Here is a 24,076-nt window from a genome sequence, read left to right as displayed (position 1 = left end):
AATAGCACTGAAGTTGGCGCCACTCGTTTCACCAAGTGTGCTCCCGCATTCGAAGTCGAGAAAGCGGCAGGAACGCACAGGAATGATCTCGCAGTGTTTGTCCAGCGTCGACCAACCCCAGTCATGCAGCGGGCGAAAGTCTGCCGGAAAAGCGGCTGTTCAAAGAGTGGACAATGGTCGTAGAGGGCTACAGCCGGCATCAAGCCATTGCCCTAGTCAATTTCTCCGCGGAAGCTTCACCATTTCCTGGCTCTCCGTCGTCGTTGCCCAAAACGATTTCGGCAGCAGGTTCGCAGGAACCTCCGCGCCCGAAACCCGAGACTCCAGAAGGTGGTTGATCTCTGCTTGGGCGCGAGCGTATTTCGCGGTCAGATGATCGAGGTAGGCTACAACTCGCCTTTCATGCGCCTGCGTCCTCTCAGCCGCGACGTGATTTCGGGCTTCTTGTACCAAGTGTAGGCGCGCATTGAGCACACTCGTCGCGAACGTGTCCCGTACGCGACGCAACGTTGTTGCGTAAGTGTCGTTGTGCCACGACTGCGGCGGCATCGCCACGAGTGTTTCCAGTGCTTTGCGATAGGCGTCCACGGTCTGCGCATGGAAGGTTCCTGCCGTGGTAACCAGGCGGGAATTGAGTCGACCAATCACAGCGCGTGACGCCTCGGGCAGATCGGGCGGAATCCGAAGCGGGGTCAAGGCGTTCAGGATCTCCACGCGTTTTTCGATGATTCCGAGGTAGTTGTTCAGATCCGCGCGCCGGGCCAAGTCAGGGTACGCATCGCTGCTTGGTTGCGCAGGTTTCGACCGTGGCGAAGGCAGCGGTGTGTTGCGCACCGCAGGCGTACTGCCCGGCTTAGCTGGCGGCGTCAGGCTGTAGGGAACAATGCATTGAGGATTGCGTATAAAAAAAGCCGCCTCAAACTCCGCAAGCGAGTGAATGGATCCGGGATTGGCCTTCAGTGTCTGCCACATTGCCGCAAAGCGACCACACGCGTTGGACAGTTTGAATAATTTGTTCGCAACGTAGCCTTCAATGGTGTTGTCGAGCGGGCCGGTCCACTTACCATCGGGAACGTTTTGTGCCGGGCCAAGTTTGGGATCAATCACCGAGTTGACGTACTCGGCCCAGCCTTCGTGAAAGGCAAAGCCTTCGGTCGGGCCACTGCTGTTGAAATCGTGAAGGTGCCCATAAACGAAGCGCGTGTTATCCCAGTTCCAGTGATCGTTGTCGCCATCGGCGCCGTCGCGAATGCGATGGCCAAATTCATGATCAAGGATAAAGAAAAAATTTCTGTAGTCTGTAAACGCGGGCCAATGAATCGTGTCGAAGAATGTGTATTGGCTCGTGATACCGTCGGGGTACATCACGGTAACCAGGCCATCGCTTTGCGGTAGACGGGCATCGCCGGTGAGGTCACTGAATTTTTGGTAAGCACGCTGCGCACGCGCGTAAAGAATGACTTCGATCGTCGATCCCGACCATTGCACGTCGCTGAAATTGATGTCGCCGCAGGTGTTCACATGCGTTGGTGTCTGCGTACGCGCCGAATTGCCCACAGGATTCTGCACGTCGACGCGATGGTCTTCTTCGAGAATGAACTCGACATACGGGTCCGGCCTGGCGCAGCCGGCGCCAATGCAATGGCTGTCGCTGCTAGTGCCGGTCAGGTCGAACTGTCCGTCCTTGTCTGTGAAGCCATGTGCCATTTCCGTGTCGGTCGGTCCGAAATCCTCGTCCATAAGCTTTACCTGAACGCGTCCAAGCCCGTTGGCGTGGCCGTTCTCGTCCAGGAACACAAGCCGGCCGAAGGCATGGACCTGGTTACACACGTGAGCGGGGTCCGGTGCGGCTGTCTTCAACAAGAAGACCCACTTGATTGCGCCATTACCAGCGCGGCTGATGTCAACTGCGTCAAACGGAGTGTCGTTTTTGGCCACCTCAGGCGACTGACCGCACATGAAGTGGATTTCCGTCGTCGGGGCGGGCAGGTCGCGCTCCACGTTTTGTTGACCGGCACTGACGAAAACGGGCCCATCGACACTATCGAAGGTCACGAGCTGCGTTTGGTCACAGGCGTCCTTGGTATCGCCGGTGCGCGCAAGACTCCCGCCCGTCGAAGGGAAAGTGTTGCTAGGTTGCTTGCGGAAAAAGACGAACTTGATAGCACCGTTCTTGGCGCGCTGGACCGATACTTGATCGTAGGGCTCATCGTTCGAGCTGAATTCTTGCGTGTAGCCGCAGTACCACTCGATTTCCCGCACGGGCGCCGGCAGATCGAAGGGAGGCGGGTACTCGCCAGCGTGCACGCGGACCTGTTGCCCTGGAGCCCCGTTAACGATCACATTACTGAAAACGACGGGATGGACTTTGTCGCAGGCGTCTTTTGTGTCACCGACTCTCACTTGTGCCGATGCTGAGGTTGAGATCAGGCCTAAGAACAACGTTACAAGGAAATATCGCATACGGATTCCTTCGATGGCGAACTTCGAGATCGTTCGATTCCACCCGCCTTCGCTTTCCATCAAGGGATAGTAGGAGATGGCGAATCGGATGTGCCGTTTGATGCTCGGATGTCGACCCTGTCGATTGATCTGCGATTGGAATAAGAAGTCTGGACACACCCCGGACCAGCCGTCGCACGCTTATTCGCATTTGCATCGACGCTGACCGTGACCGGGGAATTTTGCGCGTGCAGCGCAGACGCGCCGCAACATGTGGCGAAAACACACAGCGCAAATAAATGGAGACGAAGCTGCCGCGACATTTTGTTCCCCCTCAGGTGTCCGCATCATCAACGCGGCTGATTCTGGCGGGGACGGCCACGCGGATTTGTGATGCGCTGCCTATATCTACAGGCTCAATCTCGATTGGCGTAGGTTGGGGTGAGCGAATGCGAACCCCAACAAATATGCGACCTGGTGCTGGGCTTCGCTGCGCTCAACCCAGCCTACACACTGGGCGCTCAACCCAGCCTACGCTCGATGCGTGGCATAAATCTAATTCACAGCCCCCCAGCCGCCTGCGCCACCGCGCGGAACAGCGCGCGGCATTTATTCATGGTTTCCTTCCACTCCAGCTCAGGTACCGAGTCGGCGACGACGCCGCCGGCCGCCTGCACGTGCAGTTGGCCCTTCTGCACGATCGCGGTGCGGATCGCGATCGCCAGATCGGCTTCGTCGTGCCAGTTCCAGTAGCCGATCGCGCCGCCGTAGACGCCGCGCTTGACGGTTTCCAGTTCCGCGATCACTTCCATCGCGCGCACTTTCGGCGCGCCGGTCAGCGTGCCGGCGGGAAACGTCGCGCGGAACACGTCCATGAAACTCAAGCCGGATTTCAATTTGCCCACCACTTCGGAAACGATGTGCATCACGTGCGAATAGCGCTCGACGATCATGTTCGCAGTGAGTTCGACGCTGCCGGTTTCGGCGATGCGGCCAACGTCGTTGCGGCCGAGGTCGATCAGCATCAGATGCTCGGCGCGTTCCTTCGGGTCGCCGAGCAGTTCCTTTTCCAGCGCGATGTCTTCCTCGGGTGTGTGTCCGCGCCGGCGCGTGCCCGCGAGCGGACGCAGCACGACCTGATTGCCCTGCGAGCGCACGAGAATTTCCGGCGACGAGCCGATGATCTGCTCGCTGCCCAGATCAATGAAATACATGTATGGCGACGGATTCAAGGCGCGCAGCGCGCGGTATACATCGAGCGGACGTGAACGAAACGGCACCGACAGACGCTGGCTGATCTGCACCTGGAACACGTCGCCGGCATAGACGTATTCCTTGGCCTTGGCAACCGCGGCAAGGTAATCGTCCTTGGGGAAACTCGAGACGAAATGCGATTCGTCGATTGCATCGAAGGCGACGAAATCCGGATACGCAGCACTCGTCGAACGCAACCGATGCACGAGTCCATCGAGCCGCCGCTGCGCACGCGCATACGCGCGCGGCTCGGCCGGATCGACGTTGACGATCAGATATAACTTGCCCTTGAGGTTGTCGAACACCGCAAGTTCTTCGGCGAGCATCAGGCAGACATCGGGCATGCCGAGTTGGTCGGGCTTGGCATCGGCCTTGATCTTGTGTTCGATGTAGCTCGCGCATTCGTAGCCGAAATAGCCGACCAGACCGCCGGCGAATTTCGGCAGGCCATCGATGCGCGGCACGCGGTACTGCACCTTGATGCGCACAAGTTCGGCCAATGGATCGGCGACTTCACGATCCTCGATCGTCTCGCCTTCGTCGCTGATCGTCAGGCGATGCCCGTACACGCGAATGACGCGCCTGGCCGGCAGGCCGATGATCGAATAGCGTCCCCAGCGCGCGCCGCCCTCGACCGACTCGAACAGATACGCGAACGGCCCGTCGGCGAGTTTCAGGTACACCGACAGCGGCGTGTCGAGGTCGGACAACACCTCACGCACGACCGGGATGCGGTTGTAGCCCTGGGTGGCGAGGTCGGCGAATTCCTGGGCGGAGATCACGGCGGCACGGCTTGAGTGGAAGGACGCCGAAGATAGCAAGCCGCGCCGCTTCGCGCCATGCATCGGCACGGCACGCCCGTGCGTCAACCCGCCAGCGGACGCCGCGGCATGCCGCGCAATTCCAGGGAAAACTCCACGCCGCTGCCATTCGGCAGATTGCGTGCGCGCGCTTCGCCGCGATGCAATTCGGCGATCAGGCGCACGAGGTAGAGACCCAGGCCCAGATGCGGCACGTCGGCGCGACCTGGCAACGAATCGCCGGGCTTGTTTGCCGACGCGGCGCGCATGCTGACCAGCGAATCGAACAGCCGCTCCTGCATCGTCGGCGGCAACGCTGGCCCGCGATTGGCGACGCTGACTGTCGCGCCAACCGTGCGCGCATGCAGGCTCAAGCGGATCCAACCGTCCTGGGGGGTGAAGCTGCGCGCGTTGTCGATCAGCTTGTCCAGCGCCTGCGCGATCAACTCAGGTGCGCCGTGCATGACCAGCGCGCCTGCCGGCAAGTCGCTTTCCACACGCCGCGGCGCGAGCAGCGGACGATAGGCCTCGACGCAGCCGCGCACGACCGCGGCGAGATCGAAATCCTCGCCTTCGACGCCGCCGATCGCGCGCTCCATGCGGCTGGCCTCGCTCATCGCGCGCACGATCGCGCCGAGCCGTTCCGCGCCTCCGCGTGCGCGCACCAGATACGTACGCGCATCCGCGGACACCGATTGCTGGTCGAGATTGTCGAGCGAGGATTTGACGATCGCCAGCGGCGTCTGCAGTTCGTGCGAGAGCTTGCTCGCCAGCGTGCGCAGATAATCGGTGTAGGCGGCCACCTCGTCGAGCAGGCGCGAAAAACTGCGCGCAAGATCGCCGAGCTCGTCGCGCGCATCGATCAGCGGCAATGCCGCATTGTCCATTTTTCCACTTCTGTGCATCGCGCGTTCCGCGGCGTCGCGCAGGCGGCGGATGCGCACGCCGAGCACGCTGGCGAACACGAACAGCACCGTGCCCGCGAACAGCAGGGCCAGCAGGCTCGCGCCGATCAGCAGCAGCAGCGCGCGATTGGTCAACAGCGGCAGCGCGTCGCCGGACTGCTCGAGCAGCAGCGCGCCGCGTACTTCGCCCCCGCCCTTCGACGAGATCGCTTCCTGCAGCGGCACCGCAGCCGCGAGCACAACCTGGTCCTGGGTCGGCGCCGGATGCCACGCGGTGGCGGCCACGCCCGACAGCGCCTGCCAGATTTCCGGCGCGGCGAGGCGCGGCAAGGTCGTGGCGAAATCCTGTGCGCGCGTCATGTCCGGCGCAATCAGATTGCGGTAGATCAGGTTTTCCAGCCAGCGCCGCTGCGACGTGGCGGGTTTCCTATTCGCATCCGGCGTGCCCGCACCGAGCCGCGTCGCTTCGAGCTGGCCCGATTCGGCCACGACCCAGCCTTCCGCGCTGAGCACGCGCACGCGCATGCCTTCGGGCGCGAACTGGGCCAGATCGTCCGACAGCGTGGGCGAGCGGCTGAGCAGTGGCCGCAACTCGGCGCGTTCGGGCGCCGGCGCCGCGGCGTCGAACAGGCTCAGGGCAAGATGCTCGGGCATCTGCGCGCGCGGCAGACGCAATTCGACGCGATAGCCGCTGCCGTCTTCCTGCCAGGCGCCACCGAGCCTCTGCGGCAACCCGGAGGCGCCGTCGCCGTCGAGCACGCGCGCGTCGAAATGGCCCGGCGCGGCGCTGGCAAGCAGATAACGCTGCGTGTTGCCATCGCGCTCCAAGGTCAGGGTCAGATGATCGCGCAGCAATGCGTCCGCATCGTTCGCATCGACGCGCGTGCGCGTGGTGTCGCGCACTGTGGCGAGCAGATACAGCCAGTCGGCATCCGCACAAAGCAGCAATTTCAACTTTTGCGCATCGTCGGCAGGACCGAGATTCTGCGCGTAGGGCGACAGGTCGCTCCAATCGTCGCCGTAACCGTCGATCTCGATCTTGCCCACGCGCGGGTGCACGTAGAACGCCTGTCCCGCGGGCGGCAACACGGTTTTGAGCGCGGCGAGGCTGCGCGCGAGCGCCTTCGCCGACGCGATCAGCGTCTGCTCCTGCCCCTGGCGCAGCAGCACCTCCATCTGGCGCACGATCAGCCAGCCCGCCAGCGGCAATGCGAGCGTGGACAGCGCAACGAGCAGGAGTTTGAAGCGTAGTGACATGAGAAGCGAGGGCTGAGGGCTGAGGGCTGAGGGCTGAGGGCTGGAGTTACCGCGCTGATTCTAGTCGGCCATCACGGTCGTCGTCGCGCCCCGCGCACCGTGAGGAGCCACTCTTTTCGGCCCTCAGCCCTGAGCCCTCAGCCCTGCTCTTTTACGGCTTCCACCGATACCCCGCCCCATGCACGGTCTCGATCGCGTCGAAACCCGCATCAAGCGCGATGAATTTCTTGCGGATGCGCTTGATATGCGAGGTGATCGTCGCGTCGTCGACGACCACCTGCGCCTCGCGCATGAGTTGATCGCGATTCTTCACGTGACCGGGAAAGCGCACCAGCGTGTGTACCATCCAGAATTCGGTGACAGTCAGCGGCACGTCGGCGTTGTTCCAGGTGATGCGCATGCGTTCGGCTTCGAGCTTGAGCGGACCGTGTTCGACGATGGTTTCCTTTGACGTCGGTCTGTTCAAGGCATCGATGCGGCGGAACAGAGCGCTGATGCGCGCAGCCAGATGATGCAGACTGACGTCCTTGGTCAGGTAATCGTCGGCGCCGAGGCGCAGACCGGAGATGACATCGAAATCCGAATCGCGCGCAGTCAGGAAAATGATCGGCAACGCCGGCGACTTCGCGCGCAGTTCGCGGCACAGATCGAAACCGCCTTCCGGTTCGTCGCCCAGACCCACATCGATGATCACCAGTTCGGGCAGACGCTGCGCGAACGCGCGACTCGCATCCGGGCGCGAGGCGAATCCCTGCGTGCTGTAGCCAAAGCGGTTCAGCGCTTCGACGTAGTTCGCGCGGATCGCGGGTTCATCTTCGACGATGGCGATATTGCGGCCCATGCTGCGCCCTGCCTGAATGCGTTGCGTCCAGCTTACGGACACGATGCGCCTGCGCGCAATGGCAGCGGGCATTTTGCCCTGACTTCGCCACAACTCGTCGGCGTGCAGTCGCAATCGCGGCCGCGGCGTGGCTCGCGCGACCGCGATAGTTTGTTTCAACGATCATGCGTGATCGTGAAGGTCAACAAGCCGCCTTCCTTGGCGGCGCTTTTCAAGGTAACCACCATGGACACCAACCGCCCCGAACCGAATGCCGAGCTGCAGCAATCCTTCGAACCGCTGCGTATCGGCTTTGCCATCCTTGCGCTGCTGCTAGGCGCGCTCGCCGCTTTGCATCTCTGACCGAACCGGACCAAGACGATGGACAGTTATCTCCCCGCCGATTTTCATGCCCTGCACGACGATGCACCGCAGGATTGGCGCGATATTTCGAGCGCGCAGCCGCCTCGCGATGCAAGGCCGATGGAATGCACAGCCAGCACGGCGGCAGACCGCTGCGTCGATCCAAGCTGGCAAACGCTTTAAGTGAAAGCGGCCAAGGACGGTCGCCACAACTTGCCTCCCCCGCGCCGCGAGAGTCGGCCCCACCAGCTCCCTGATGACTCTCCGGCGCGGCTTTCAGCCGATCGCCCGCAGCATCGCCGCGACCACGGCGCGGTAATCCTTCTGCCCGAAAATCGCCGAGCCGGCGACGAAGGTGTCCGCGCCGGCCTTGGCGATTTCGCCGATATTGTCGACCTTGACGCCGCCGTCGATTTCCAGACGGATGTTGCGTCCGCTGCGATCGATCAGTTCACGCACCTGGCGCAGCTTGTCCAGCGCCGACGGAATGAAACTCTGCCCACCGAAGCCGGGATTGACGCTCATCAGCAGGATCAGATCGAGTTTGTCGAGCACGTAGTCGAGATAGCTCAGCGGCGTCGCCGGATTGAACACCAGACCGGCTGTGCAGCCCGACTCGTGGATCAGGCCAATCGTGCGATCGACGTGCTCGCTGGCCTCGGGATGGAAACTGATATTGGTCGCGCCGGCCTTGGCGAAGTCGGGCACGATGCGATCCACGGGCTTGACCATCAGATGCACATCGATCGGCGCGGTGACGCCGTGCTTGCGCAGCGCTTCGCAAATCAGCGGACCGATCGTGAGATTCGGTACGTAGTGGTTGTCCATTACGTCGAAATGCACCCATTGCGCGCCCGCGGCGAGCACACTGTCGACTTCCTCGCCGAGCTTGGCGAAGTTCGCGGAAAGGATCGATGGTGCGATGATCGGGGTCTGTTTCATCTCGCGTCTCCGATGGCGGACGAAGTGTACATGCGGCCATGACGGGATGGGCGCAAACGCGACAATCCGGCGCAGGCCTGTGTCAAAAACGCAGCGGCCAGCAGATGCGCGATCGTTACTTGAACCCGCGCTCGTCCTGGATTTTATCGTAGGCCGCGTTGATCTCGCGCGCGCGTTCCTCGGCGCGGCGTTTCAATTCGTCCGGCACATCGCCGAGCTTGTCCGGATGGTGCTGGCTGATCAGCTTGCGGTAGGCGCGCTTGATTTCGCCGGCGCCGGACGAGCGCTCGATGCCGAGCACCGCATAAGGGTCTTTGCCCACGGGCGTCGAGCGCGGCGGCGCCGTATGCGCATTTGTATACTGCTGCCAGCGTTCCGGCGCTGCGTAGGCGTAGCCTTTCATCGCGGCGAGCGCGGCAAGCTGGCGCTCGTCGAGGCCCAGCGATGCGCACAACTGGCGCACGAGCGCGAGTTTGGCCGGCGCCAGCGGCCCTTCCGCACAGACGATGTCGAGCAACAGATCGGTGAGCAGGAATGCGCGGTCGCGCCGGCCCGCGCACCAGATTCTCAATTGCCCGATGGCGTTCATCGTGACGTAACCCGGCTGTTTGCCTGCATTGAATTGCGCGATCGCAGCGGCGCGCAGCTCGGACGATAACGCCATGCGCGCCATCAATTGCTCGGTCGCGGCGATTTCCTGTTCCGACACGCGCCCGTCGGATTTGGCGATGGCGCCGGCCATGCCGAACAGCGGCTCGATAAACGACAGTGGCGCCGCTCCCACGGGCGCACGCATGCTGCCCACGCTGCGGTCCCAGATATGACCGAGCGCCACGCAGATCGCAATCGCCAGCGGGTGATGGAAGAACGCGACGCCGATCATCAGGCCGGTCAGTTTGCCGAGAAAATTCATGCTGAAATGTTCATGCCGTAGGTCACGCGACGGTCGTCAGTGCGACAAAAGAACGCGGATTCTAGCCGGTTCGCCATAACTGAAGCAGAACGGGCGGCAGCGCGGATACAATGCCCGCCTTGCGCGGAGAGCACTGTGCCCACGACCCTGTTGCAATCGAACCTGCCCGGCCTGAACCTGATCCATCGCGGCAAGGTGCGCGACGTGTATGCGCTGCCGGCGCACGAACTGCTGATTGTCGCCAGCGATCGGCTGTCCGCGTTCGACGTGGTGCTGCCCGATCCGATTCCGGGCAAGGGCGAGATGCTGTGTCAGATGTCGAACTTCTGGTTCGCGCAGACCGCGCATCTGCTCGCCAATCATCTGACTGGCAAGTCCGTCGCCGCCGTACTGCCAGCCGGCATCGATGCGAATTTGTATACCCGACGCAGCGTGGTGGCGAAGCGCCTCAAACCGGTGCCCGTCGAGGCGATCGCGCGCGGCTATCTGATCGGCTCGGGTTGGAAGGACTACCAGGCCAGCGGTGCGCTGTGCGGCATCCGCCTGCCCGCGGGTTTGCGCCAGGCCGAGCAGTTGCCGCAACCGATCTTCACGCCGTCGACCAAGGCCGCCGCGGGCGCGCACGACGAGAACATCGGCTTCGACAAGGTCGTTGCTACAGTCGGCGGCGATCTCGCCGAGCAGGTGCGCGATGCGACCTTGAAAATTTATACTTTCGCGGCGGAGTATGCGCGCACGCGAGGTATCATCATCGCCGACACCAAGTTCGAATTCGGCACGGACGAATCCGGCAGGCTGCACGTGATGGATGAAATGCTCACGCCGGACTCCTCGCGCTTCTGGCCGGTCGCCGACTACCGCGTCGGCATCAGCCCGCCGAGCTACGACAAGCAGTTCGTGCGCGATTATCTGGAAACGCTGGACTGGAACAAGACCGCGCCCGGCCCGGCGCTGCCGCGCGGCGTGATCGACGGCACCGCGGCGAAATATGCCGAAGCGCTGAAAAAACTCGCCGGCATCGAGTTGACCTGACCACCGCTTGCGCGACGCGAGCGCTATGCTGTGCGTCTCCCTTCCGCGTCACTGCGAGGCCGGTCATGAACGATGCGACACGCAACCCCGTCACGGATACGCAGCGTGAAGTCGAGCGCTGGCTCGGCAACTACAGCGAGGATCACCGCAATCCGACGAATATCCTGATCCACTGGATCTGCGTGCCGGCCATCCTGTGGACCGTGATCGCCCTGCTCTGGGTGGTGCCGGTGCCGGCGCTGCTCGGCCGTGCCGGACTGTGGGCCGGCGTGGCGATGTTTGCCGCCTTCGTGTTCTATCTGCGTCTGTCGCGCGCGCTCGCGTTGGGCATGTTCGCGGTGTTCGTTGTGTTCGGTTCGATCAGCGAAGCGCTGTATCGCGCGCTCGGTCCAGCCGCGCTGACGTGGTTCGCCGTCGGCGTATTCGTGATCGCCTGGATCGGCCAGTTCATCGGCCACAAGATCGAAGGCAGGAAACCTTCGTTCCTGACCGACCTCGCCTATCTGCTGATCGGCCCCGCGTGGATCGTGGCGAAGATCATGCGTCGTCTGGGCCTGGCGTACTGAATCGCGTCGATCAATCCCGCAAATGCAAAGGCCCGGGCGAGCCCGGGCCAGCATATCCGCGCTTCGCTGGAACTATGGTCAGAACGTATAGCGGGCCGATACGGTAAGCACATTGCCGTACAGCTTGAAGGTGCCGTTGAGCGTGTCGAAAGTCGGCGTCAGGTCGTTGACCATGCTGTCGTTGACAAACAAATGCACAAAGCCCGCGTCGAACCGCAGGTTCTCGTTGTATTTGTAGCCGGCGCCGAAGGCCAGCCATTTGCGCGAGCCGTCCGGCACTTTCGGATCGCGCGTCGCATTCGTGGTCGGCGTCTGGTCGTAGGCAACACCGGCGCGCAGCGTCCATTGGTCGTCCATGCGATATTCACCGCCGATCGATCCGAACCAGCTGTTCTTGTAGTTGAAAATACTCGGTGCGTTGTAAGCCGCTTGCAGAGGATTGTCGTAGTTGATCTGCAGTATCTTGAAGCTCGACCAATCTGTGTAGCTGGCGTTGACGCCGAAGCTGAAGCGGTCGTCGAGCTTGTGCCACCAGCCCAGGTTCGCGAACGCGGGCGTGATGAAGTCGGCGCTGCCCTTGGTATTGGTGAAGGCGCCGCCGAACAATGGCAGCACGTTGGAGGGAATCAGGAAGGTCGCCTTTCCCTTGATCGTCTGATCGACCTGCGAGTGAAAATTGATGCCGATGCGATCCGCTGGGGTTGGCGTCCACAACAAGCCCGCGCCGAATCCGTAACCCCACGAACTGCCTTTCAGAGTGCCTTGACCATCCGCCTCCTGCGGCAGCAACGCGCCGTTGGTCGGCGCGGCTAGAATCGTGCCGAGATTGATGTCCTGACTCAGAACCGCCGTTTCACGCTGCGCGATAAAGCTCAGACCCAAAGCCAGTTCATCGGAGAACTTCCAGGAACCCGCAAATGTAAGAGTGGGCGACGACGGCGATCCCAACTTGGTCTCCACGGCTTGATAACGGCCCACCCAGCGATCGTCGTACTGGGTCTTCAGACCGAACGGCACGGAAGTCGCGAAGCCCAGCGTAAGTTGGTCGTTGATCGGCCGGATAATGAAGGTGGCGGGCAAGGGTTGCGTCGAGCCGCCATTGCCGCCGTTGCCGCCGCTGAGTGGACCGCCGAACGCGTCGGTGCCGCTGCCGGTGAACTTGACGCTGGCATTGATCACCGATCCGGTAGCGGCCAGGCAGGTGACCTTGAAATCGCTCATCGCCGCCGGGTTGTTGACGATCGACGCGCAATCATCCGGCGCGGCAGGGCCGCCGGCCTCGGCGCGGCCGATCGCCTGTGCGCTGTTTTCGGTCAGCTGAAAGGCGCTGGCGTGGGCGCCGGAGCTTGCGAGCGCGGCGGTGAGCGCGAGGCTCAACGCGGTCAACGCCGGAACAAAACGGTTGGAGCGGATTGTCTGGGTCATGGCAAATCGTCCTTATGGTCCGCTGGCGGGTTGTTTGACTACCGCAGGATTTGTGATCGGCACATACGTGCCGCCGCTGGCGAGGAAGTTCACCGCCTCGGTCTGCATTTCGACGGTGGTCTGCGGCGAACTCGACGGATCGAGGATCGAGCCATGTTCACCGGCGACGAAACGCACCGCGCCGCGAATACCGGTCGCCGACTGCGCAGTCGAACTGATCGAGCTCAAGCCCAGCACGGCGATCAGCGGCGAGCCGCCCGACAGCGGCGCGCCTGGCGCCGTATTCGGGATCACCTGATCCGGCAGCCACTTGCCATTGGCGTCGTAACAGGTTGGACAATTCGCCAGGCTGACATCGCCTAGCAGCGGCGCGCTGCCGCCGACGACTTCCTGCGCGAGGATATTCTTGCTTGTGGTGGCAAAGGCATAGTTGATCGGGTCGCCTGAATCGATCACGGTCTGCGTGGCGACGATAAAGGTGTTGAAATCCGCCGTGCCGGGATGCAGTCCCGCCGCAGCGAGCCCCGACAGAATCAGCGGGCTGAAGCTCGGCGATGCGAGCAGCAGGTTGGTGATACCGCCGCCCGGTACGTTGAGTACCGCATTCTGCACGGCCGTGTTCGGCGTCTGCGCCAGCGCCATGAAGCTGGTGCCTTCGATACTGCCGAGCGACTGGCCGACGAAGGCCACACGCGCGCTGTCGAACGCGGGTGTCACGCCGTCGAGGCTGACCGAGGGCAGCGCGCTGCGCAATTCGAGCAGATCGGCCACGCCCTCGCGCAGATTGTCACGCGAGGTAAGCAAGCTGGTCAGGTTGATAAAATACGAACCCGACGGATCGATCTTGCCATCGGGGCCAGCCGCACCAGTCGTGTTGTTCTGAAAGTCCAGATCGAAGGTACGCTCGCCGGTGATCAGGCCGGCTGCCGGCGAACCGGTCAGCAACTGGTTGTGGAAGAACGGATTGGTCGGATCGACGAGACCGTGCAATGGCAGGTCGATCGCGATGACCGCGAAACCCGCCGCGGCAAGACCGCCGGCGATCGCGAACGCATCGGTGCGATTGCGCGTGATGCCGTGCTGAAAAATCACCACCGGCCAGCCGGACGCGGGCTTGCTCTTGCCCGAATTCGCGTTCGGTACGGTCAGCAGCACTGGAACGGTCTGATTCGAAACCACGACAGGGAACGGGTTGACGGCGGTGACATTGGTCGACGTCGGATCCAGACCCGCATGGTTGTATGGCGGCACATACGCGCCTGGCGCTGCATTCCAGTGGCCGGTCAACGGCGCTGTGGGATTGGCCGCGGTCGGCGCCGACAGGTAATAGGGGATGGTCAGCGTACCCACATAGACGTCCGCTACCGGCGGCAGCGCCGAACTGATCTTCGACAGATCCAAGCCCGTTGGCACGACCACTGCGCCGGCGTTCGGCACCGCGTCGATCAGACCGGTGAGCGCCTGCATCGTGACCGTGGTCGACTGCGTCGTTGCGACCCAGGACAGAACGATATTGCCCGCGTTCACCCCGGCATGGCTTGCCGCGGCCTCCTGCGAATTGACCAGCTGACGCAACGGTTCCAGCGCGCAGGCTTCGCTCGCCGGCAGCGCGCGCAAGGTGGAAGCGCCACCCACGCACAGCGCGCCGGGGCGCTTGGCGAATGAGTAAATCAACGAGGCACGTACCGGCAACCCCGTGCTGTCGGTGATGCCATTGGTTACCACCGCCATATAGGAAGTGACCTGTTTGAGCGGTGCGGTCGGTACGATCGCAAGCGTTGCGCCGGTCGCCGAGTTCGCGGCCAGCACGGCCACATATTCCTGCGGCGATGCGAGCTCGCGCACGACGCCGGTGACGCCGCCGCCGGGACCGGTCAGAGTGACCTGAAAAACATGCACGCTATGACCGCCGACCACCGTGCTCGCGGTCAAGGCGGTCGGAAAGGTCGTACTCCACGGCGCCACGGTGCTGAAGCCGTCGAGCGCGTTCAACGCGAGCACCGGCCCTGCCTGGGCCGGATTCGACGGCACCGGGATATTCAGGGTCAGATCGGTCGTGCCCAGCAACAGCAGGTTGTTCGGGAATGGAATGACGCCCTTGCTCGGGTCGAAATTGGCGACCGTGTGGAACGGCACGGGGGCCGTGTAGTCGTAGGCCTGCGCGCTTTGACCTGCGAGGACAGTCAGCAACAGGGACGGTAACGCCAGCGTTCGAATCGCGAATCTACGCATGATCTTTCTCCCCGCGGGTGCGGAATCCAGAAGTTGAGGCCAGAGACATTCAAACGGTTGTTGGAGTCGATTATGCCGACAACTCGGCAAGACAGCTTGCTGCGTCGCAGCAGACCGTAACGGTCGTCGAAATCCCTTGTTTTTTTGCGCAAAAAAGGGAAATGTATAATTTTATATCCGGTGCCCGAGCGCCGGCTGCTGCTCCCCGGCGCGCGCGCCTTTGCCGAGCAGATCGACGGGCAGAAATACGCGCGGTGCGTAGCCGAAATCACGCGCAGCCGGCATGTTGTCGGCGACCAGCGGTACGCGCAGGCGCGCCAGTGCGCCGGCGCCGATGGCGCTGCCGAAACGCGCGAAGGGCAGACCCACGCGCAACAGCGCCAGCGGCACCGGCACCGTCAGCGCAATGCGCGGTGGCCCCGCGGCGATGCGTGCGAGCAACGCATCGAAGCGCAGGCGCTCGCCGCCGCCCAGCGCGTAGGTCTGGCCGAACGTGGCGGCGACGTCGCGCGCCGCGATGCAGGCATCGGCGAGATCGGCCGCATGCACCGGTTGACGCAAGCCGTCCGCACCTCGCGGAATCGGCAGCATGTGCCAGCGCCGCGCAAAACGCGCGAGTGGGGCCAGGCTGCGATCGCGGCCGCTGCCGTAAATCAAGGTCGGACGAAAGATCGTGCAGGCGATCGCGCGCGCCTGCGCCGCCTGCAGCAGCCGCGCTTCGGCATCGCGCAGGCGCAAGGCCAGCGCGCGCTCTGTGGGATCGGGCGACTCCTGCTTGCTTTCCGCGCTCATCGAACTCAGCGCGATCACGCGCTGCACGTCGGTCGGCGCGGAGCGCGCGAACCAGTCCGCGAACGCATCCAGGGGACCCAGGCTGTAAATCGTCCCGGTTGGTGGTGGCGTCGGGATGTCGCCAAACAAGTCGCCGCGCAGCCATTGGATCTGCCCGGGATTTTGCCCAGCCGGCGCCGGTTTGCGGCTCAATGCGACTACGCGCTCCGCGCGCGCCACAAGCAGCGGCAGCAGGAATTGTCCAACCGCGCCGGTGGCACCGAAAACAAGGGTCGCTGGCACGTGTCTGTCCGCTTCCGGGAGGCCCTTAGTCTAGCGTTGTCCGCATCCGCGCAGGACGCCAAAGCCTGGCGCCCGCCCCCGCCGGTCAGGCAACGTAAATTTTGCGCCGCGCAGCACGCCTTGCGTTATGCTGCGCGCAACTCGACGCTCGGGAGACCCGCATGATCGCTCGCGTCTGGCGTGGCATCACGCCCAAGGAGAAAGCCGACGACTTCATCGCCTATTTCAACCAGACCGGCCTTGCCGACTACGGCAAGACCCCCGGCAATCGCGGCACCACGATTCTGCGCCGCGATCAGGGCGAGCACTGCGAGATCATGCTGGTTTCGCTATGGGATTCGATGGACGCCGTGCGCGCCTTCGCCGGCGAAAGCCCCGACCACTCGGTCTACTACCCCGAGGACGAACACTACCTGCTGCAGATGGAACCGCTGGTGCGGCATTACGAGGTGGCGCAGCAGATTTCGCCGGGCGCCGACGCGCCAAAGCGCTGAGTTGCGGCCGTTGGGCTGAAGAATGCCATGAAGCCCAACGATAAGCCGTAGCTTAGCGTTGGGCATCGCTACGCTCAGCCCAACCTACTCGCTTGCTTTCCGAGCTATTTCTTTTTCGGAATGTATAGGTCTGTAATTGTACCTTCGTACACTTCCGCCGCCATGCCGATCGATTCGCCCAGGGTCGGATGCGGATGCACGGTAAGCCCGATATCGGCGGCTTCGGCACCCATTTCGATCGCCAGCCCGACTTCGCAGATCAGATCGCCTGCGTTGACGCCGACGATGCCCGCGCCAATGATCTTGTGCGTGGCTTCGTCGAAGATCAGCTTGGTGAAGCCTTCGGTGCGCGCGATACCGATCGCGCGGCCTGACGCGGCCCACGGGAATTTGCCGACGCCGTACTGGATGCCCTTGGCCTTGGCCTCGCCCTCGGTGACGCCGACCCAGGCCACTTCCGGATCGGTGTAGGCCACGCTCGGAATCACACGCGCGACGAATTCGCTCTTCTCGCCTGCGCACACTTCAGCGGCGACCTTGCCTTCGTGCGTCGCCTTGTGCGCCAGCATCGGCTGGCCGACCAGATCGCCGATCGCGAAGATGTGCGGCACATTGGTGCGCATCTGTTTGTCGACCGGGATGAAACCGCGGTCAGTGACGCTGACGCCGGCTTTGTCGGCATCGACCTTCTTGCCGTTCGGCGCACGCCCGACCGAAACGAGCACGCGATCGTAGACTTGCGGCTCGGGTGCTTTCTCCCCCTCAAACGTGGCCTTCATTCCATCCTTGGTCGCCTCGATCTTGGTCACCTTCACCTTGAGATGGATGCCGGCATAACGCTTGCCGAGGCGCGTCGCGAGCGGCTTGACCAGATCTGGATCGGCACCGGGCATCAGTTGATCAAGCAATTCAACCACCGTGACCTGCGAGCCGAGCGCTTCGTACACGCAGGCCATTTCCAGGCCGATGATGCCGCCGCCGACGACGAGCAGTTTTTTCGGCACGTCGCTGAGCACGAGCGCATCGGTCGAATCCATCATGCGCGGATCGTCCCACGGGAAGCCGGGCAGTTTCACCGCCTGCGAACCCGCGGCGATGATACATTTCTCAAAATATACTAATTTTTTCCCTTCCCTGGTCTCGACTTCGATTTCGTGCGGCGAGACGAACTTGCCGACGCCCTGCACGACGGTGACCTTGCGCTGCTTGGCCATGCCGGCGAGGCCGCCGGTCAATTGCGCAACGACCTTGTTCTTGAACCCGACGAGCTTGCCGATATCGATTTTCGGCGCGCCGAAATCGATGCCGATATCGCCCGCATGCGCGGCTTCGTCGATCACTTTCGCCGCATGCAGCAGCGCCTTGGATGGAATGCAACCGACGTTGAGGCACACGCCGCCGAGCGTCGCGTAGCGCTCGATCAGCACCGTGCTCTGGCCGAGATCGGCGGCGCGGAATGCGGCGGTGGAGCCGCCCGGACCCGAGCCTAGTACGACGACCTGACATTCGATATCGGCCTTGCGGCCGGATGCGCCAGCTGCTGTCGGTGTGGCGGGCTGAGCTTTCCCTTCCCCCGCCTGCGGGGGAAGGTGCCCGGAGGGCGGAAGGGGGGAGGTTTGCGTCGACGCCGACTTCCCCTCACCCGTCGCGCTGCGCGCGCCGACCTCTCCCGCAGGCGGGAGAGGTGAAACAGCAGCACCGGCACCTTCGGCTTCGATGATCGCAACCACGCTGCCTTCGGAAATCTCGTCGCCCAATTTGACTTTGATTTCCTTGACGACGCCGGCAACCGACGCAGGCACATCCATCGTCGCCTTGTCCGATTCGAGCGTGACCAGACCCTGATCCTTGGTCACCGTGTCGCCGGGTTTCACCAGCACTTCGATCACCGGGACTTTCTCGTAGTCGCCGATATCGGGGACTTTGACTTCGATGGTTGGCATGTTGCATTTCCTAGCAAAAGAGATCCGCAAAATGCTCTTTGCTCGTCATTCCGGCGAAAGCCGGAATCCAGTTCTTGCATTCAATTTTTCAGAACGAAGAACTGGATCCCAGCCTGCGCTGGGATGACGGCGAGAGCGATTACAACATCGCGCGCCGCATATCCGCGAGTAGCTGCGCCAGATACGCGGTGAAACGCGCGGCGAGCGCGCCGTCGATCACGCGATGGTCGTACGACAGCGACAGCGGCAGGATCAGGCGCGGCTGGAAGGCCTTGCCGTCCCACACCGGTTTCATCGCCGACTTGGTCACTCCGAGAATCGCGACTTCGGGCGCGTTGACGATCGGACTGAATGACGTTCCGCCGATGCCGCCGAGCGACGATATCGAAATGCAGCCGCCGGACATTTCCGCCGGGCCGAGTTTGCCGTCGCGCGCCTTGGCCGCGAGCGCGGAAATTTCCTTGGCGCTCTCGACGATGCCCTTCTTGTCCGCGTCCTTGAGCACGGGCACGACCAGACCGTTCGGCGTATCCGCTGCGAAACCGATGTTGTAGTACTTCTTGAGCACGAGGTTCTCGCCCGTCGCATCGAGCGAGGCGTTGAACTGTGGAAACTTCTTCAGGCCCGCGACCAGCGCCTTGATCAGGAAGCCGAGCATGGTGAACTTGACCCCGGCCTTTTCATATTCCTTGTTCAGCGCGACACGCAGCGCTTCGAGTTCGGTGATATCGGCGTCGTCGTTGTGCGTGACGTGCGGAATCATCGCCCAGTTGCGCGCGAGATTCGCGCCGGAAATCTTCTGGATGCGTGACAGCGGCTTGGTTTCCACTTCTCCAAATTTGGAGAAATCCACTTTTGGCCACGGCAGCAGATTGAGTCCCGTACCGCCGCCAGCAGCTGCCGCGGGCGCCGCAGCGCCGCCGGCAAACGCCGCCTTGACGAATTTCCGCACGTCTTCCCTGGTAATGCGACCCTTGCGTTCGCTACCCGTTACCCGGGACAGGTCGACGCCGAGTTCGCGCGCAATCAGGCGCACGGCGGGACTGGCGTAAGGCACCTTGTCCGGCATCACGGTGTCGGCGCCGAAGTTGATCGGCGGTGAGCTGGGTTTGCCGGCGTCGGCAGACGCAGCGCTCGCGGGCGCGGGCGCAGCGGCCGCCGCTTGTGCTTTCGCGGGTGCTGCAGCTTGCGTAGCGGGTGCAGGCGCGGCACTGGCAACACCGGCCGCTTCGATCAACGCCACGACTACACCTTCGGAAATCTCATCGCCGACCTTGACCTTGATTTCCTTGACCACGCCGGCCACCGACGAAGGCACTTCCATTGTCGCCTTGTCCGATTCGAGGGTGACCAGACCCTGATCCTTGGTCACCGCATCGCCGACTTTCACCAGCACTTCGATGACCGGCACATTCGTGTAGTCGCCGATATCGGGAACCTTGGCTTCCTGCACACCGCCACCGGCGGGCGCGGGTGTTGCTCTTTCGCTTCCTCCGCTTGCGGGGGAAGCTGCCGCGGCAGCGGCTGAAGGGGGCGCTTCCGCGGCGGGCAAGGCCTTGCCCCCATCCGCCTGCGGCACCTTCCCCCGCTCCGCAGGGGAAGGAACTGCGTCCGCGCTTTCGATCAACGCAACCACGGTGCCTTCGGAGATTTCGTCGCCGATCTTGACCTTGATTTCCTTGACCACGCCGGCGATCGACGAGGGCACTTCCATCGTCGCCTTGTCCGACTCGAGCGTGACCAGACCCTGATCCTTGGTTACCGTGTCGCCGGGTTTCACCAGAATCTCGATCACCGGCACACCGGTGTAGTCGCCGATATCCGGCACCTTGGCTTCTTTGATTTCGGCCATGCTCCCTCCTCAATCGACGCGGCGGCCGCCTTTGCCAGCGCGCCGGGTGATAACGATAACAACGTAAGCGGCACCGATACTACCGCGCAATGATAATCTGAACCCGGCGCTTCGCGCGCGCTCATTTTCGCATGCGCGAAACCACGCCTTCCAGGATGGCGTCAGCCGGCGCTGCAGTGACCTTTGGCCTTGGCACAGTCGCATGTTCGCAGTTACCCTGCGCGACCACCCTCACCAAGCCGCACAAGGAACACATGCTTGTCATTCGCGATCTGTCGAAAACCTACGCCAACGGCGTGCAAGCCTTGCGCAACATCAGCCTCGACATTCCAAACGGCATGTTCGGCCTGCTCGGACCCAACGGCGCCGGCAAGTCCACCCTGATGCGCACGATCGCGACGCTGCAGGATCCGGATTGCGGCAGCATCCATCTGGACGATCTCGACGTGCTCGCCGACAAACAAGCCGCGCGCCAGAGCCTGGGCTACCTGCCGCAGGAATTCGGCGTGTATCCGAAAGTCACCGCCGAGGTGATGCTCGATCATTTCGCCATGCTCAAGGGCGTGGTCGATGCAAAGGAGCGCAAGGCCCTGGTCGAGGCGCTGCTGCGCCAGGTGAATCTGTGGGAGAAGCGCTACTACAAACTCGGCACGTTTTCCGGCGGCATGCGCCGGCGTTTCGGCATCGCCCAGGCACTGATCGGCACACCCAGGCTCATCATCGTTGACGAGCCGACCGCGGGTCTCGATCCGGAAGAACGCAACCGCTTCCTGAATCTGCTCGCCGAAGTCGGCGAGAAAGTCGTGGTGATCCTGTCCACGCACATCGTCGACGACGTGACCGATCTGTGTCCGCGCATGGCGATCATCGCGCAGGGCCAGTTGCGCCTCGTCGGTGAGCCGCGCGAAGCGATCCGTTCGCTCGACGGCCGCGTCTGGCGCAAGTCGATAAGCAAGGACGAACTCGCCGCCTGCCGCGAGCAGCTCAACGTGTTGTCGACCCGCCTCGTCGCCGGCCAGCCGGTGGTGCATGTGTTGAGCGATGCCAGCCCCGGTGAGGGTTTCGCCGCGGTGCCGCCGAATCTCGAAGACGTCTACTTCGGCGAGTTGCGCCGCGCCGCCGCGCCGATCGCGCAGGCCGCCTGAGGACTTCATCATGCTGGCGAAAATTCTTGCGTTCGAACGCAGGCTGATCCTGCGCAGCCCGCTGTTCTGGATCGTCGCGCTGGCGTTCGGCGCACTCGCGTTCACGATCATGACCTCCGACAACGTCAGTTTCGGCGGCGGCATCGGCAATGTGCATCGCAATGCGCCGCTGGTGGTGATCAATCTGCTCGGCGCGTTCAGCTTCCTGAGTCTGCTGCTGGTCACGATCTTCATCGCCGGCGCGGCGCTGCGCGATTTCGAACTCAACACCGCGGAACTGTTTTTCACCACCCCGCTGCGCAAGCGCGATTATCTGCTCGGCCGGTTCGGCGGCGGCTTTCTCGCCGCGCTCGGCGTGATGCTGGTCGCCGCATTCGGCCTGTGGCTCGGCAGCAAGATGCCGTGGCTCGATCAGAACCGGCTCGGACCGACCGCGTTCGGCGCCTACGCATGGGCGTTCGGCGTAATGGTCGTGCCGAACCTGCTGTTCACCGCTGCCTTCGTGTTCGCTTTCGCAATGCTGACGCGCTCGATGCTGTACACCTATCTCGGCGTGATCGCCTTGTTCGTGTTCAATACCGTGGCCAGCCACATGACCGCGAATCTGGATGCGCGCTGGATCGGCGCGCTGCTCGATCCGTTCGGCGGCGACGCGCTGCACGAAATCACGCGCTACTGGTCGAGCGCGGACAACAACTCGCGTCTGCCGCCGTTGACCGGCCTGTTGCTCGGCAATCGCCTGCTCTGGCTTAGCGTCAGCGCGCTGTTGCTCGGCGGCGCCTATCGTTTGTTCCGCACCGACCGCGAAGGCTTGCGCCTGTTCGCGCGCAAGGCCGTCACCACGGCGACAACGCCGGCAGGCATCGCCGGCGGCAATATCCGCTTGCCCGCAGTGCGCTTGCAGAGCTCGGCCGCGGCGCAATGGCAGCAATTCCTGCATCAAGCCTGGTTCGACGCACGCAGCGTGCTCAGCGGCGCGCCATTCCTGATCACGCTGCTGCTCGGCCTGCTCACGATGTTCAGCGTACTCACCTTCAGCGGGCAGATTTTCGGCACCAAGGTCTATCCGGTCACCTCGCACATGGATATCGTGCTCGGTTCCGGCCTCGGCCTGTTTCTGACCATCGTGCTCGCGGTATACGCGGGCGAACTGGTCTGGCGCGAGCGCACGCTGGGCGTCGCCGAAACCGCAGATGCGTGCGCGATACCGAACTGGATACCGCTCGCATCCAAGCTCGTCGCCTTGCTCGGCGTGATCGCGATCTTCTGCCTGGTGAGTGCATTGTTCTGCATCGCCTACCAGTTGTTTCACGGCTACACGCATCTGCAGCCGCTGCTGTATGCGAAGATCGTCCTGCTGGCCACGCTGCCCTTTGTACTGACGGCTGCGTTGTTCGTGTTTCTGCAAACGGTCAGCGAGAGCAAGTTCTTCGGCTATCTGTTCGTCGTGGTGTTTCTCGCGGTCAAGATCGGCTTGCCGATGCTTGGCTACAACCATCCGCTGTACAACTACGGCAGCGGCCCGCGCCTGCCGCTATCGGACATGAACGGCTACGGGCAATTCCTCGTGCCCAGCCTGACCTTCCGCGCGTATTGGGGCACATTCGCCGCGGCCCTGCTGGTGATCGCGGCGGCGTTCTGGCCGCGCGGCACCGGCATGAGTTTCGGCGAACGCTGGCAGCTTGCGCGCGCGCGCCTGCGCCAACGCGCCTCGCGCGTCACCCTTGCCGCGCTGCTGCTCGCGTTCGTCGGTCTCGGCGGCTGGATTTTCTACAACACCAATGTGCGCAACGAATACCTTTCCGACGACGCGCGCAAGGAGCAGGCGGCCGACTACGAAAAGACCTATCGCCAGTTCAAGGATCTCGCGCAGCCGCGCATCACCGCGATCAAGGCCGATGTGGACATCTATCCCAACGACCTGCGCGCCGTCATTCGCGGCCACTATCGCCTCGAGAACAAGAGCACGGTGCCGATCGCGGAATTTCATGTGGATCTGGATTCGCGCCTGCAAACCAACAAACTCGACTTTGCGCCGCACAGCGTGGTCAAGACCGACAAGGTCCACGGCGTCACGATCTACAAGCTGGACACACCGATGGCGCCCGGCGCAACGCTGGATTTCGATTTCGAGATCGAGTATGCGCAGCGCGGATTCCCGGTATCCGGCGGCGAGACGGCGGTTGTATACAATGGCACTTTTCTCAACAGCGGCATGTTGCCGCACTTCGGCTACGTGGAGCGGCGCCAGCTCAGCGACCGCAACGACCGGCGCAAGTATGGCCTGCCGGACATTCCGCGTATGGCGCCGATCGACGACATGGCCGCGCGCGCGAACACCTACGTGGCCAGCGATGCGGACTGGATCGATTTCGAGACCACAGTGTCGACCGTAGCCGACCAGATCGCGCTCGCGCCGGGTTATCTGCAACGCGAATGGACCGCCAACGGCCGCCGCTATTTCCACTACAAGTCGGATACGAAAATCCTGCCGTTCGTGGCGTGGCTGTCGGCGCGCTGGGCGGTGAAGAAGGATAAATGGCACGATGTCGCGATCGAGGTCTACTACGATCCGCAGCATGCCTACAACGTCGATCGCATGATCGAGTCGACGAAG

Annotated in this window: 17 protein-coding genes; 6 read left to right on the top strand and 11 right to left on the bottom strand. The window is 62.9% G+C overall.

Annotated features, from left to right (window positions below; all coding sequences use genetic code 11):
• Nucleotides 1-216 precede the first annotated feature (216 nt).
• The 4 genes from VIE67_RS10050 to pdsR form a co-directional block, all read right to left on the bottom strand.
• Nucleotides 217-2,523 (bottom strand): transthyretin-like family protein, encoded by a 2,307-nt coding sequence (locus VIE67_RS10050; RefSeq protein WP_332025782.1) that lies wholly within the window; start codon nucleotides 2,521-2,523, stop codon nucleotides 217-219.
• A gap of 479 nt (nucleotides 2,524-3,002) precedes the next feature.
• A complete protein-coding gene (trpE, locus tag VIE67_RS10045) occupies nucleotides 3,003-4,478 on the bottom strand; it encodes an anthranilate synthase component I (RefSeq protein WP_332025780.1) in 1,476 nt (491 codons plus the stop codon).
• Between the two features lie 83 nt (nucleotides 4,479-4,561).
• A complete protein-coding gene (locus VIE67_RS10040; RefSeq protein WP_332025778.1) occupies nucleotides 4,562-6,658 on the bottom strand; it encodes an ATP-binding protein in 2,097 nt (698 codons plus the stop codon).
• A gap of 151 nt (nucleotides 6,659-6,809) precedes the next feature.
• The gene (gene pdsR, locus VIE67_RS10035; protein WP_332025784.1) at nucleotides 6,810-7,499 is read right to left on the bottom strand and encodes a proteobacterial dedicated sortase system response regulator; all 690 of its coding nucleotides are present in this window, start codon (nucleotides 7,497-7,499) and stop codon (nucleotides 6,810-6,812) included.
• Nucleotides 7,500-7,667: 168 nt separating this feature from the next.
• Here pdsR and VIE67_RS10030 point away from each other — a divergent pair, with 168 nt between their 5' ends.
• Entirely contained in the window at nucleotides 7,668-7,841 is a 174-nt protein-coding gene (locus VIE67_RS10030) for a hypothetical protein (protein WP_332025776.1), read from the top strand.
• A gap of 276 nt (nucleotides 7,842-8,117) precedes the next feature.
• Here VIE67_RS10030 and rpe read toward each other — a convergent pair whose 3' ends face one another.
• Both rpe and djlA read right to left on the bottom strand, forming a co-directional pair.
• Entirely contained in the window at nucleotides 8,118-8,783 is a 666-nt protein-coding gene (gene rpe, locus VIE67_RS10025; protein WP_332025774.1) for a ribulose-phosphate 3-epimerase, read from the bottom strand.
• Nucleotides 8,784-8,898: 115 nt separating this feature from the next.
• Entirely contained in the window at nucleotides 8,899-9,696 is a 798-nt protein-coding gene (gene djlA, locus VIE67_RS10020; protein WP_332025772.1) for a co-chaperone DjlA, read from the bottom strand.
• A 135-nt stretch (nucleotides 9,697-9,831) separates the two neighbouring features.
• Between djlA and VIE67_RS10015 the strand changes: the two genes are divergently transcribed.
• Entirely contained in the window at nucleotides 9,832-10,728 is an 897-nt protein-coding gene (locus VIE67_RS10015; RefSeq protein WP_332025770.1) for a phosphoribosylaminoimidazolesuccinocarboxamide synthase, read from the top strand.
• A 65-nt stretch (nucleotides 10,729-10,793) separates the two neighbouring features.
• Complete coding sequence (locus VIE67_RS10010; RefSeq protein ID WP_332025768.1) at nucleotides 10,794-11,294, top strand: Mpo1 family 2-hydroxy fatty acid dioxygenase; 501 nt, start codon at nucleotides 10,794-10,796, stop codon at nucleotides 11,292-11,294.
• Between the two features lie 78 nt (nucleotides 11,295-11,372).
• On the opposite strand, the gene VIE67_RS10005 is transcribed toward VIE67_RS10010, so the two are convergent.
• The 3 genes from VIE67_RS10005 to VIE67_RS09995 all read right to left on the bottom strand — a co-directional run bounded on the left by VIE67_RS10005 (nucleotide 11,373) and on the right by VIE67_RS09995 (nucleotide 16,025).
• Complete coding sequence (locus VIE67_RS10005; RefSeq protein WP_332025766.1) at nucleotides 11,373-12,719, bottom strand: OmpP1/FadL family transporter; 1,347 nt, start codon at nucleotides 12,717-12,719, stop codon at nucleotides 11,373-11,375.
• 12 nt (nucleotides 12,720-12,731) lie between these two features.
• Nucleotides 12,732-14,951, bottom strand: coding sequence for an alpha/beta hydrolase (locus tag VIE67_RS10000; RefSeq protein ID WP_332025764.1), 2,220 nt, complete (start codon nucleotides 14,949-14,951; stop codon nucleotides 12,732-12,734).
• Nucleotides 14,952-15,122: 171 nt separating this feature from the next.
• Nucleotides 15,123-16,025: an SDR family oxidoreductase gene (locus VIE67_RS09995; protein WP_332025762.1), complete on the bottom strand. Its 903-nt coding sequence runs from the start codon at nucleotides 16,023-16,025 to the stop codon at nucleotides 15,123-15,125.
• A gap of 161 nt (nucleotides 16,026-16,186) precedes the next feature.
• Between VIE67_RS09995 and VIE67_RS09990 the strand changes: the two genes are divergently transcribed.
• Nucleotides 16,187-16,519 carry an antibiotic biosynthesis monooxygenase family protein gene (locus VIE67_RS09990; RefSeq protein WP_332025760.1) on the top strand — a complete coding sequence of 111 codons (333 nt, stop codon included), beginning with the start codon at nucleotides 16,187-16,189 and terminating at the stop codon, nucleotides 16,517-16,519.
• A gap of 104 nt (nucleotides 16,520-16,623) precedes the next feature.
• Here the strand turns inward: VIE67_RS09990 and lpdA are convergent, their stop codons facing one another.
• A complete protein-coding gene (lpdA, locus tag VIE67_RS09985) occupies nucleotides 16,624-18,462 on the bottom strand; it encodes a dihydrolipoyl dehydrogenase (RefSeq protein WP_332025758.1) in 1,839 nt (612 codons plus the stop codon).
• 139 nt (nucleotides 18,463-18,601) lie between these two features.
• Nucleotides 18,602-20,314, bottom strand: a complete 1,713-nt coding sequence (gene aceF, locus VIE67_RS09980) for a dihydrolipoyllysine-residue acetyltransferase (protein WP_332025756.1) — start codon at nucleotides 20,312-20,314, stop codon at nucleotides 18,602-18,604.
• 254 nt (nucleotides 20,315-20,568) lie between these two features.
• Between aceF and VIE67_RS09975 the strand changes: the two genes are divergently transcribed.
• Nucleotides 20,569-21,459: an ABC transporter ATP-binding protein gene (locus VIE67_RS09975; protein WP_332025754.1), complete on the top strand. Its 891-nt coding sequence runs from the start codon at nucleotides 20,569-20,571 to the stop codon at nucleotides 21,457-21,459.
• Between the two features lie 10 nt (nucleotides 21,460-21,469).
• Nucleotides 21,470-24,076 (top strand): hypothetical protein (locus tag VIE67_RS09970; protein WP_332025752.1); only part of this gene is annotated, 2,607 nt, incomplete at its 3' end.

Origin of the sequence: Rudaea sp. (genome assembly GCF_036560865.1) — a bacterium.
Classification (GTDB): Bacteria; Pseudomonadota; Gammaproteobacteria; order Xanthomonadales; family Rhodanobacteraceae; genus Rudaea.
The sequence above is the reverse complement of the archived record's forward strand: the minus strand, read 5'-3'. Positions and strand labels throughout refer to the sequence as shown.